Below are 11846 nucleotides of genomic sequence, written 5' to 3' on the forward strand. Positions count from 1 at the left end.
TGCCAGACTCTTGATCATTACATGAATGGCTGGTGTAGAATCGGGCAGCCATTGGCAGGCTTAGCCGAAAGGCTTCATCTTCGAAGCTTCTGTCCAGATAATGTTTTTCGAACTCCTTGTTTTCGATAGAGCCTTCTTCCAGCTGCCGGACATGGACCAGTTCGTGAGCCATGGTGACTCTTATTTCGCTGGGTTCCAGACCTTCTGCCAGGGCTATAAGGTACTTTTTCGGCCCGAGTTGTTGGGTAAAACCCTTTATCTCAGGCGTATCCATTTTTTGAGTCAGATGAATAATAACGACATCACTGACTCCCAGCTCCTCCATGTAAAAAGTCTGCATGTCGAGAAAATCACAACCAAACTTATTCAAATCGTTGGCGTAGGACGATGTGGCCAGAAAAGAGAGAAACAGTAAAAGATTGAGCCAATATCTCTGAATCATTAAGCAGGCCCGTTAAGCTGAGTAAAAGGCTTCAATGGCTCAATGCAGTTCGGCAAGACAGGAGAAGACTTTATATGGCCTGGTATCAGAAATTGATTCTACTATCGGAAAAAGACAGGGGCTTTCATCTTATAACTGATGAGTTAGAGTCAAAGCTTCCCGAGCTTTCGAAGTATCAGATGGGTTTGGCTCATATCTTTATTCAGCATACGTCCGCATCCCTCACTCTGAATGAGAATACAGATCCGGATGTTCGTCACGATATGGAAATGTTTTCCCTTCAAGCTATTCCGGATGATGCCGACTACTATCGCCATGTTCTTGGCGGGGCTGATGATATGCCGGCCCATATAAAGTCGAGCCTGTGGGGCGCTGGTGTCATGGTGCCCATCACTGAGGGCCGATTCAATCTGGGAACCCGGCAGGGGCTCTGGTTGGGAGAGCACAAAGAGCGCGGTGGAAAACGTCTATTGATTGTGACTTTACAAGGTAATCTATATAGGTAATTATAAATTCATTGATTTTTTTAATAGCAGTATATTGACGGAGGACTCAGACCGACTGGCGTTTTAACAACGCTGGACTATAACTTAAAAAAATCGGAACTAAAGTCTAAAAATATGGGTTGGAGCACAGATTGCTCCATTGACCAGTATCCAAGAGGAAATAGCTATGGCACGGAAAACGCCGAAAAAAGCTGCTGCTGGTTTTGACGGGGTTGATATCAGTTTTCTGGGGAGTCGAGACGAACCCGCTGATCAGCGCACAGTAGAGTCCCGGAAAAAACTCAGAGAGAGTCTCAACGCTCAGGTAGAGGCCTTTCTTGAATCCGGTGGTGAGATAGAAGAAGTCCCATCAAACGTTACCGCTGATCCGCCCAAAAAGCCTTCGAGCGAATACGGTAACCGTACAATCTAACCCAATTTTAAAGCCCGACACTTCCGTCGGGCTTTTTTTGGGCCGCTTAAATCTGAATCCTCACCAAAGGGCCTTGTGCATACTTTTCCAGCTCACCAATAGGCTCTAGTGAAAGGCCATACTGGCGGGTAAGGGTCAGAGACGCTTTTTCACTCTCTCTATCAACAGCTACCAGTAAGCCACCACTGGTCTGTGGGTCGCACAGGAGCTGTTTTTGCTCTTTTGTGACCGCCCCGGCCTTATGTCCATAACTGTCAAAATTGCGTAAAGTGCCCCCCGGAATGCAGTCTTGAAGTTGGTATTCACTGACGTGTGGGAGCAGTGGCAGACTGTTCATTTTGATAGTGGCCGCTACTTTGCTGCCTTCACAGACTTCAATCAGGTGACCCAGCAGGCCAAATCCTGTGACATCAGTTATGGCACTGATACCCGGTAATTGCGCTAGTTCTGCGCCAATCTTGTTAAGAGTACACATGGCGTCACGAGCCAGGTGGCGGTGTTCATCCTTGAGCAGCTTTTTCTTCTGAGCTGTAGTCAGAATGCCCACACCAAGAGGTTTGGTGAGGTAAAGCCTGCTCCCTGCCCGGGCCTGGTCATTGCGCTTGAGCTGCTCCAGCGGTACCTTGCCGGTGACCGCCAGTCCGAAAATGGGTTCGGGAGCATCAATGCTGTGTCCACCTGCCAGAGGAATGCGGGCATCTGCGCAGGCTTGGCGACCCCCATCTACAACTTTTGCGGCAATTTCAGGGGGCAGAATTTTCACTGGCCAGCCCAGTATGGCAATAGCCATCATCGGCGTACCTCCCATGGCATAGATATCACTGATCGCATTGGTGGCAGCAATTCGGCCAAAATCGAAGGGATCATCAACAATAGGCATGAAAAAGTCGGTGGTGCTGATCACTCCCTCACCATTTCCCATATCAAAAACAGCAGCATCATCCTTACTGGAATTGCCGACAATCAGCCCCGGGAAGTCGGGCAACTGAAGGTTGGTTTTCAGAATGCCGTCAAGAATCTGAGGCGATATCTTGCAGCCGCAACCTGCGCCACTGCTGTATTCAGTCAGCTTGATGTTGTTGATGTCTATAGAACTCATTGGGGTGCTCAAGAAAGATAAGCGAAAAAATTGCGCACTTTAGCACTAACAGAAGTAGAAGTAATTAGGGAATAATGGGGGTTCGGGGAGTTTAATGTCAGGCAACGGGTCACCAGGTTTATGTTGCTGCCATTGTTGACATTTTTAAATGCCCTGGGTTGTCTCTGCGGTGCAGAAAGTTTTTTAGGAAAGTGATGTTTCAACCATCGTTTTGACTAATAAGGGTATGATCTTTTATTCGATTATATTGACATTGCTACTTTCTTTTTAGGGGAGGGAGGTAAAAGTCCCTTTTAGTTAATGCAGTAGATTTTATATGTTTTTGTTAATGGGTGGTTGGCATTACCGGCAGGATTTTGTTAATTCCATCGGGTTCAATATATCGAATGGATGAGTCTTGCTTAATAAGGGTTTCAGGATCCAACAGTGCATCGGACAGAAAAATAATTCCGCAGGAACCGAAGGGGCGCAACAGTGACAGCGTTGTCTCTGAAGAGAGGCCATTCAACTTTTCAATAAGACGTTGTGCATCGCAGCTGTTAACAAGGCCAGTGTCAAATACAGCAACCCAGCGATGAGTAAATTGACCGAATTCTGCGTATGAGAAGAACGACAGTGAAGCAGTGAAGAAAAACAGGAGTAGACGATGCATATTGTTCCTTCAAAAGTGTTAGATGGCAGGAAAAACTAAAGTACTAACCCCGCGTTTTCCAGACTAAGAAAGCCCTGTCTGTTTCTATTAAGTACTAGCAAATATTGTATACATAGCCGGAAATAAAAAGAAAGGAGCCTTTGGTTACGAATAACTCAAATCAGGCTCCGGTTCTCATTAGTAATACTGCATGTGTCACGTTAATGAAACAATCCTTCAGTCGTCAAGCTCAGAGGAAATCAGTTGTTTATAGGCAAAGACAATTTTGATGGAAGGTCTTTTCAGAATCTTTTGAATCCAGAAGCTGAACCACTGTTGTGCGTTCATACCCTCTTCATCACAGTCGAACACCATCGGCAGGTATTCAATCGGGTGGGCTGTATTTTCGTCATCAATGACTGAGAAAAGCAAACCAGGTGGGTTGGCTATACCGTCATTGCTTAACCAGGGCTGGCAGAAAAAGCTCATTTCAAGGTCTATCGACCAGAGCTTAAAGCTCTTACTGACGATCAGTTTGAAACGAGCCTTGTTTTTGGCTTTACCCTGGCTGGGTATATATTCAAGAGGCTCTGCACGAGCCGGCATTTTACGAACATTCAGGCCCTCTATGGGTTGAGTGCCGGACTCATACCAGCACCTGATATCAGTTGCCTTTTGATTCAGGAAGTCACTGGCGTTAACAGGGGATGCTGAGACGGTCATAAAATACGTTCCTTTATTATTGTGCGCGCACTAGTAGCACTCATCGCCTGGAAATGCTGTCAGGCTACACAGAAATGACGTTATCTTGCAATATTTTATGTAAGGAAAGTGATGCTTTTATGTAAGTGTATTTTATACTGGGCTCCTTTCGGAGCTGTTTTTGTCGAAGAAATCCAGTGGCGGTGATTTTTCTGCCTCAGCAATGAGCGATCATTCGGTAGTCTGTCGTTCATATTTTTCTAGCCAGATATCAGAAAATGTCAGAATAATATTAATAACTAGTGTTGCGAATATTGAAAGAATAGCCACTGCCTGCCATGTTGGCAGATGGGAGGTAACATAGGTGAACTGTAACAACAGGAAGTAATGTACTGCGGTCAAAATAATAACAAACAAGTTACCAGTCAGTCTGTTTTTACCAAGCCAATTGAGACTATGACGAATGGTCAACCCTAGCATTAGCCAGATACAAGCCAGCCATGAAGGAAGAATTCGACTCTCACCGGAAAACTGAAGAACACTTATATTGCTCATCACACTATCCAGGGCGCTACCCAGAATCAGGGTGATAACCAGAATCTCCCGCTCTTTTTTCCAGTAACCGGAGGTGGAGAAATGGATCATTAGAATGACTACCGTCGCGGCGACAGCCCAGCTTGACTGGGTCGTCATGCAGATCAGCCAGCCTGCTAAAGCCAGGACACCGTTAAACCAGGAAGTGTTCAATTGTTTCATCTAAAAAACCATTCAATAGGCTATTTAAAAGACAATGGGTCTTAAAACAGGGTTGGGTTCAGAGGCCAGCATTGCGCTGATAGTTTCCAGACCTCTTCTGAGTTGATCTCTTGATGATGGACTGCTGATGCAGATTCTGACGGCCTGAGGTGCAGCCGAGCTGCCAACCGCAAACACTTCAGAGTGCAGCACTTTAACATTTTTACTTTCCAGCTGTTGGACAAATGTTTCTGCCCGCCAGGGTTCCGGCAGCTTGAGCCAGGCATAAAAACTGTAAGGCTGTGACTGGATATCCAGATGCCCGATAGTTTCTTCCAAAATGTGCTGCCGGTACAGAATTTCTTCCCGCTGCCAGACTGTCAGTTGCCGGGCTTCTCCGGAGTCAATCCATTCTGTTACTACTTCTGACATCAGCGGGGGAGTGCTCCAGCAGTTGTTTTGCATGGCGATCCTGATTTTCTGGTTAAGGTCTTCCGGGCTGCAAATAAAACCGACTCTCAGCCCTCCTGCCAGAGATTTGGAAAAGCTCGTAGTATAAACCACCCGTTCCGGGGCAAGACTGTAGAGAGATGGTAACCGCTCTTCAGGCGGAATAAACTGCACATCGTCTTCCAGAATCACAAGATTATGCACAGCAGCAACGTCCAGAATTTCCTGACGTCTGGCCAGTGGCATCAAAGTGGCCGTTGGGTTCTGAAGGTTTGGCATCAGATAAAGAAGGCGCGGTTTGAATTGATGGCAACATTGGTCCAGCGACTGAGGCGTCAGACCATGCTGGTCCATGGCCAACCCGATATGGCGAAGCTGCCACTGTCTGGCAGCATTAATAAATCCGCGGTAGGTCAAATGTTCTGATGCGATAACATCTCCGGGCCTCAGCAGTCCCTGGAGAGTGAGCATATTGGCGTTCTGTCCACCGGATGTTATCAGAATGTTGTCTGATTCCGCTTCCATACCGTGATAGCGCATCCAGCGCACCATGGTTTCACGATGCCGGGAGATGCCCGTTTCCGGGTGGTAGTCCAGTAAAGATGAAAGTTGTTGCCATTTTTCGGCCACTGAACTCAGGCTATTGGCCAGAATCTGCTCTCGGCTGGCCGGGACAGGCAAACTGAGGCTGAGGTCGATCAGGTCGGATGGCCGGGGCTGCGGAATTGAGAAGTCTCTTTTATTCCAGACCTTACCAAGAACAAAAGTACCGCTTCCCACTCTTGCGGTAACAAGCCGTCGTCGTTCAGCTTCAGCGTAGCCACGTGTAATTGTCCCGACGGTGACGCCCAGTTGGTCAGACAGAGAGCGATGTGTGGGCAGTCGATCGCCACTATTCAGCTCTCCCCCTGTTATGGCCTCTTCTATGGCGTCAGCCAAAGCTTTGTATTTGGGTCCGGAAAATCGATCCAGATTTGGTTGCCAGTCGATCATAGATTTAGTTTTTTTGCATGATTGTCATGGTGACAATAAAAGAGTTGATCGATTCTAAGCACCCTCTACACTGCAATCAAATGGAAAAGTAAAATAAAAATAAAATTGTATGGTGACAATTTATGCGTGAATCATTGGAACTTTCAGCTATGCAGAAGCAAGAATACGACAATAATCGTTTAAAAAGGGTTGGTCAGGGTCGCCAACGTTGAAAGCAAAGGCAAGCAAAACAAGAGAGTGTAAATCGCTTTTCACCAGGCAACATAAGAAAGGAATGAACAATGAAAGTGCTTCCCATCTATCAGGTCGATGCTTTTACCAGTGAACTGTTCCGAGGTAATCCAGCTGCTATCTGCCCGGTCGAAGAGATGCTGTCTGATGAACTGATGCAAAGCATAGCTCTGGAAAATAACCTTTCAGAAACAGCCTTTATTGCTGGCGCGGATGGACGTTATTACATTCGCTGGTTCACACCGGGTGCAGAGGTCAGTCTGTGTGGGCATGCGACACTGGCAGCCAGTTATGTGATCCGACATGAGCTGGGAGATCAATCAGAAGAGTTATCTTTTGATAGTTTATCCGGCCTTTTAAACGTCAGATTCAAAGAAGACCTGATTGAACTGGATTTTCCGGCGGCTTCCTTTGCTCATGAGCCCATTCCAGAAGAAGTTGCAAAACAGCTTCCCTTTGAAGCGTTGGATTCCGGATTCAATAAAGATGATCTGTTAATTGTTGCTCCCAATGAAGAAACAGTAGCCAGTCTGAACCTGGACTTCACCGGCCTGAAGAACAGCAGGGTGCGCGGTGTGGTTATTTCTGCTCGTTCGGAAAGAGTGGGTGTGGATTTCGTCTCCCGCTGGTTTGGCGGACCTGAGGTCGCCATAAAAGAAGATCCGGTCACTGGATCAGCTCATACTATGCTAACTCCTTACTGGTCTGAACTATTGGGCAAAAGAACACTCAAAGCTGAACAAATTTCCCCGAGAACAGGGCAACTGGAGTGTGAATGGTGTGAGGACAGGGTTTTGCTGCGTGGTCGCGCTGTACTCTACCTGAAAGGCCTGATAAACGTTACAGGAGGCTTATGATGAGTGGTGAGTTAAGTGTTGTTTTGTGGCCCCTGCTGGCTTTTGCTTTTTCCAGTACGATTACCCCGGGACCCAATAATGTCATGATCATGACCTCAGGTATGAATTATGGTACCCGGCAGAGCATCCCTCACTTTTTAGGCATCTGTCTGGGCTTTCCTTTGATGGTGCTGTTTGTGGGGTTGGGGCTGGGGGCGGTGTTTGATCTTTTTCCGGTTCTGCACGATATCATCAAGGTTCTGGGTGTCGCTTATCTTCTGTACCTTGCCTGGCTCATTGCAAAGTCTTCACCTGTCGATCTCAATGGCGGCAGATCCAGACCACTGACTTTTATACAGTCAGCCCTGTTTCAATGGGTAAACCCGAAAGCATGGATTATGGCGACAGGTGCCGTGGCTGCTTACACAACGGTGTCCGGAGATGTGTTTCTGCAAGTGCTTGTCATTGCGCTGGCCTTTCTGGTCGCTGCGGTTCCCTGTGTAGGTGTATGGTTATTCTTCGGTGTTCGTCTGAATAAGATGTTGCAACAGTCGTCTTATCAAAGGGCGTTTAACATCGCTATGGCGCTTTTACTGGTGCTGTCTATTATTCCGGTTATTGGTGAGATGATCTTATGAGGGGTTGACAATGCATGCCTTCAAGACCGTTATGGTTGCCATCACCGGAAGCCATACCAGCGAACTCGAGTTAAGACAGGCCTTCAGGCTGGTAGCTGACAATAACGCCAGACTGATCATGGCCTTTTTTGATCAAAGCCTGGAAGTCATGCGCAAGCTTCAGTTTATCCCTCTGGAAGGCAAGCTTGAGGCCGTTATGAAAAAACAGCTGGAGCTGGATGCCGAAAAGCTCAGGCAGCTGGCATGGGAAGAAGGCATTGATGCTGAAGTTCATATTGTCGCTGGCAAGCCCAGACAGCTCATCGCGGGTTTGATTGAAGAGTTCGGTGTGGATTTGGTCATCAAACTCGCGGATCCTAGCGGGGCACTGGTTCGTAATCAGTTAACGGGTAATGATCTCGCATTGCTGAGAAAATGTCCGGTTCCCGTATTGATGATGGCCTGCAGGGATCAGTTACCTGATTTCACTGGTAGAATTCTGGTAGCGGTCGATGTTGGTGATCCGGACAGTGATGCATTGGCCCTCAATAGAAGTCTGCTCCTCCATGGCCATTACCTCAGCAGTCAGGAAGATGCGGAGCTGCATATAGTGTCGGTCTGGAATCTACCATTGAACCAACCTGCATTAAGGATGTTGGGTGACGAAGAGGTCTATGATCTTCAGGAGAGTACCCATCAGCGCTACCAGCAGAGACTGGATAAAACACTGCTGGACGCGGGCATTGATCCTGACTCTGACAAGGTAAAAGTACATCTCTTGAAAGGCAGCGCTGCCAGAGAAATACAGAATTTAGCCAATGAAATTAATGTGGATCTGATCGTAATGGGAACTCTGAGCCGTCATGCCCGGGGAATGCTGATGGGGAATACGGCTGAGAATATTCTGAACAATATCTACTGTTCAATTCTGGCAGTGAAGCCGGAGGGTTTCGTCAGTCCACTGGCCTGAAGGCCTGTGGACTGAAAGCCTGTCAGGGCTTGAGGCCACTCATATATTCGATAGCGTGGCTGATCTCTTCGTCGGAGCAATCCATGCAGGTTCCCTTTGGAGGCATGCTGCCGACACCCTTGATGGCGCTAGCCAGTAGTTTATTGAAATCACCCGCTGCAGACAGTTTGGTTTCCCAGGTAGCCTTGTCACCTTTTTTCGGAGCGCCAAGCAGACCGGAAGTATGACAGGCTGTACAGAACTGATTGAAGATCTGCTCACCGGAACGAGGACCACTGCTGGTGCTGGCAGAAGCGCCCACATTGGCAGCGCACTCTTCACCTTGTTGACACACTGAGCCAACAGGTGCAATTCGCTCGGCTACTTCTTTACGGGAAATTTCATCCAGTTCAGCAGGCTTGGCGAACGCCAGAATAGAAAACAGGCCACCGACCAAGGCCATTAACGTACGTACTTGAGTTACCCGAGACACTCACTTATCCCCTATATCGACAAAGGTCTGCGGCACCATGTAATTAGCCAGCGGCTACGGCAGACATCTCAACGCTTATGCTGTTTATGGTTACATCTTGTGGACCTGAATAAACCATTGCGATGATTTTATTGATTGTGTGCTCAGGGCACCGCCAGTAACCGAATTCTTTTTAAGCAACGCGGATTATAGAACAAAACGTTTGTTATATCAGCTAATTGTTTAACTAATTGATTTTATTGTATATTTTATATAAATATAAACATTGGTACTTAGAGTCGTTCGATACAGCTGGGTAAACGAACACCTCTTTGAGTCTCTGGAAGAGGTTCGGGAGTATGCAACCGAATGGCTCCTGGTTTTACAACAGAATAAAACGTTCAAATGCTGGTTGACTTTGAGCAGCATGAAACGACGGAGTCGGCCATTATAAAGTTAAAGATAAGTTACTATTGCTATAACACTTACAGAACATGCACTCAATAAAACCAGCTGTCATTGCGTCTCTGTCTCTGGCTCGTTTAGAAAATTCACGAGCTCTTCAAGACCTTTTTCATATTTCGATTTATCGGCTTCGCTTAACTCTGATAAACGCTGAAAAAACAAAGTAGATAATGTTTCGTATAATTCTCTGCCAGTATCGTCTCTTGCTGGGAAATCTTTTTGTGATTCTACGAATGGAGCAGCATAAACCAGTAATTTTGGACTTGCCGGCCCTTTTTGTAGTGCAGCAATCATTGATGCCTGAGACTCTGGTCTGGTAAGTGCCTGTGACATAGGTTCTTGCTCAAAACAAATTCTATGATCTGCTGAACTTGCACCACGGTGTATTCGGGACCGTTGCCTACAAACCGGGCATAATAGATCATGATGATGTGATCGTAATGTCTCTATGCAATCCTCATGAAAATCATGTCCGCAGCAGAGGCTGGTACTTTGCTGACCACTGTCAATTTCATGTAGACAAATTGGACACACGTCCGCGTAGCCTATGCTGATTGTTAAACTTAAGTTGAAAACTAAAGAAAGAAACAAGCGCATAAACGGCTACACCATTTTAATTTTAATCAAGAGAACAAGCATTACAAAAAACTCCAAAGGAATGCATCAACTTCGAAGTCCCTGACTTTGTTATTAAGTGATGCTTTCAGATTTATGCATTATGTATAGAGGCCAGTGTCATGTTCGTCCAGATCAGATTTCATATTATCCTCAATTCGCGTAAGACACCCTCTTCAGGTGGGGAAAGGTGTCAATTGGCCATATGAAAGCGCCACGCTTTCTTTGCAGACTCTTGCCACGGGAAAGGTTATTTGTTGACAGTTGTCGAATCAGCCAAAAGCTGTTCAGCTTTAGATACCAGTGACTAAAACCCTGTTTGCGGCAAAAAGCCATAGACAGACAGGAAGCTGATCAGTAATATTGGCCTCCGCTGAAAGCACTGTAGTAAAGTGGTTTCAAGCAGCCGCAGCTCAGCTGGATAAGAACTCTAACCGCATTCAGCCCTGTCGAAGCTGCGTTAGTTAATGCTCTCGTGGTGTAACGGATAACACGCGGCCCTCCGGAGGCTGAGATTGGGGTTCGATTCCCTACGAGAGCGCCATTTCATTGATTGGCCATGGTTACACCGAATAGCGATCCTTTCAGGGCTCAGTCAACTCCGCCACTTCACATATCAAAGACTACAGACAAGATTATCCGGCTGACCTTGTAGTGCCTGCTGCTCCGTGGTTATGACAGAGAGAAATATTCATTTTTTTCTAACAAAAAACTGAGGAACTTTTTTATTGTACTTAAGTCCAATTAAATAATCACGAAACAAAATATTAAAGGAGGTAGGTTATGCAGGCAGCAGGAAGTGCAACCATAGTAGAATGCATTTGCCCAGACCCAACGTCGCAAAGTGCCAGAAAACACGCGATTTGTGGTGGAGTTTTTACAGGCTTAGGAGCTGCGCTTGGTGGATTTTCAGGGAATTTGATTGCTCTCGCAACAACTAATACTTACACAGGATTGATTGCCGGTTTTCCTACTGGTTCTTGTGTTGGTTGCCTGGCTTACACCGCTTACAATGCATATCAGAACGATGGCTGCAGTATCCGTTGCCGTCGTATAACTGAGGCAAGTGTTGCCTGTCAGAGGCATTTGCCAGTTACGAACCAGCCCGTAAGTGCCCCCGTGCTTGAGGATTTACCAGGGGCTGATGAAAATTCCGGTAGCTGTAATTATTCGCCCATTATTTCAATGCAACCGCCACCCTATCGAGAAATAGACACGCTAACTGCACCTGCAGACCCTCCACCGCCTTATCGAAGGAATAATCCAGAGTCGGATGGGCAAGAGGAAACTTTTGTATGAAATTTAGTCTGAAAAAGCATCTAAAGCATTAACCCTGATTCACATGCTTTGGGTGTTCCCTGACCCTTTTAAGCCAATCCACATAAATCACTTCAGCCGGCATATCGCGTTCAGCAAAAAAGGCAAGCCAGCGCTTCTGGTTTTCCTGAAGCCGGTCGCCAGGGCCTTTTACTTCCACCCATCGGTATTCCTGAGATTCTGGCTTGAACAGAATCAGGTCTGGAAAGCCAGTACGATTATGAGCAAAGTCGAAAACCAGCTTTTCCAGCATCGTTTTCAGGTGAATCCAGGGAATCAGATCGCAGGCGAGAGTAATTAACTTTTCTGACAGTCTGGGCCAATAGACTAACCGGTTGGCAATACCCTGCTTTTGTTCGTAAATTGTCAGAGCC

At 46.6% G+C, this 11846-nt stretch carries 14 protein-coding genes, 1 tRNA gene and 1 pseudogene; 6 read left to right on the forward strand and 10 right to left on the reverse strand.

Annotated elements, in window-relative coordinates; all coding sequences use genetic code 11:
* Positions 1 to 442 (reverse strand): hypothetical protein (locus KDK16_RS12580; protein WP_257276383.1); only part of this gene is annotated, 442 nt, incomplete at its 3' end.
* Between the two features lie 74 nt (positions 443 to 516).
* Here KDK16_RS12580 and KDK16_RS12585 point away from each other — a divergent pair.
* Positions 517 to 948 (forward strand): secondary thiamine-phosphate synthase enzyme YjbQ, encoded by a 432-nt coding sequence (locus tag KDK16_RS12585; protein ID WP_257276384.1) that lies wholly within the window; start codon positions 517 to 519, stop codon positions 946 to 948.
* A gap of 166 nt (positions 949 to 1114) precedes the next feature.
* Complete coding sequence (locus KDK16_RS12590; protein ID WP_257276385.1) at positions 1115 to 1360, forward strand: hypothetical protein; 246 nt, start codon at positions 1115 to 1117, stop codon at positions 1358 to 1360.
* A gap of 46 nt (positions 1361 to 1406) precedes the next feature.
* On the opposite strand, the gene selD is transcribed toward KDK16_RS12590, so the two are convergent.
* The 5 genes from selD to KDK16_RS12615 form a co-directional block, all read right to left on the reverse strand.
* Positions 1407 to 2459, reverse strand: coding sequence for a selenide, water dikinase SelD (gene selD / locus KDK16_RS12595; RefSeq protein WP_257276386.1), 1053 nt, complete (start codon positions 2457 to 2459; stop codon positions 1407 to 1409).
* Between the two features lie 325 nt (positions 2460 to 2784).
* Complete coding sequence (locus tag KDK16_RS12600; RefSeq protein WP_257276387.1) at positions 2785 to 3111, reverse strand: hypothetical protein; 327 nt, start codon at positions 3109 to 3111, stop codon at positions 2785 to 2787.
* Between the two features lie 216 nt (positions 3112 to 3327).
* Positions 3328 to 3813 carry a hypothetical protein gene (locus KDK16_RS12605; protein WP_257276388.1) on the reverse strand — a complete coding sequence of 162 codons (486 nt, stop codon included), beginning with the start codon at positions 3811 to 3813 and terminating at the stop codon, positions 3328 to 3330.
* A 210-nt stretch (positions 3814 to 4023) separates the two neighbouring features.
* The gene (locus KDK16_RS12610; RefSeq protein WP_257276389.1) at positions 4024 to 4548 is read right to left on the reverse strand and encodes a DUF2878 domain-containing protein; all 525 of its coding nucleotides are present in this window, start codon (positions 4546 to 4548) and stop codon (positions 4024 to 4026) included.
* A 24-nt stretch (positions 4549 to 4572) separates the two neighbouring features.
* Positions 4573 to 5970 (reverse strand): PLP-dependent aminotransferase family protein, encoded by a 1398-nt coding sequence (locus tag KDK16_RS12615; RefSeq protein ID WP_257276390.1) that lies wholly within the window; start codon positions 5968 to 5970, stop codon positions 4573 to 4575.
* Between the two features lie 281 nt (positions 5971 to 6251).
* Between KDK16_RS12615 and KDK16_RS12620 the strand changes: the two genes are divergently transcribed.
* The 3 genes from KDK16_RS12620 to KDK16_RS12630 are packed head-to-tail and all read left to right on the forward strand — an operon-like array spanning position 6252 to position 8624.
* Positions 6252 to 7058, forward strand: coding sequence for a PhzF family phenazine biosynthesis protein (locus KDK16_RS12620; protein ID WP_257276391.1), 807 nt, complete (start codon positions 6252 to 6254; stop codon positions 7056 to 7058).
* A complete protein-coding gene (locus KDK16_RS12625; RefSeq protein ID WP_257276392.1) occupies positions 7058 to 7675 on the forward strand; it encodes a LysE family translocator in 618 nt (205 codons plus the stop codon). The genes KDK16_RS12620 and KDK16_RS12625 overlap by 1 nt, the downstream gene beginning before the upstream one ends.
* A 10-nt stretch (positions 7676 to 7685) precedes the next feature.
* Positions 7686 to 8624, forward strand: coding sequence for a universal stress protein (locus KDK16_RS12630; RefSeq protein ID WP_257276393.1), 939 nt, complete (start codon positions 7686 to 7688; stop codon positions 8622 to 8624).
* A 22-nt stretch (positions 8625 to 8646) separates the two neighbouring features.
* On the opposite strand, the gene KDK16_RS12635 is transcribed toward KDK16_RS12630, so the two are convergent.
* The 3 genes and pseudogenes from KDK16_RS12635 to KDK16_RS13660 all read right to left on the reverse strand — a co-directional run.
* Positions 8647 to 9066, reverse strand: coding sequence for a cytochrome c5 family protein (locus tag KDK16_RS12635; protein WP_257276394.1), 420 nt, complete (start codon positions 9064 to 9066; stop codon positions 8647 to 8649).
* 525 nt (positions 9067 to 9591) lie between these two features.
* Positions 9592 to 9834, reverse strand: coding sequence for a hypothetical protein (locus KDK16_RS12645; RefSeq protein WP_257276395.1), 243 nt, complete (start codon positions 9832 to 9834; stop codon positions 9592 to 9594).
* A gap of 117 nt (positions 9835 to 9951) precedes the next feature.
* Positions 9952 to 10137, reverse strand: a pseudogene (locus KDK16_RS13660) (RING finger domain-containing protein); the annotation flags it as partial.
* 487 nt (positions 10138 to 10624) lie between these two features.
* Between KDK16_RS13660 and KDK16_RS12650 the strand changes: the two are divergent.
* Positions 10625 to 10699: transfer RNA gene (locus KDK16_RS12650), tRNA-Arg, on the forward strand.
* 783 nt (positions 10700 to 11482) lie between these two features.
* Here the strand turns inward: KDK16_RS12650 and KDK16_RS12655 are convergent.
* Positions 11483 to 11846, reverse strand: a 364-nt coding sequence (locus KDK16_RS12655; protein WP_257276396.1) for a VRR-NUC domain-containing protein, incomplete at its 5' end; no start/stop codon positions are given.

The sequence above is a fragment of the Endozoicomonas sp. SESOKO4 genome, from assembly GCF_024606275.1.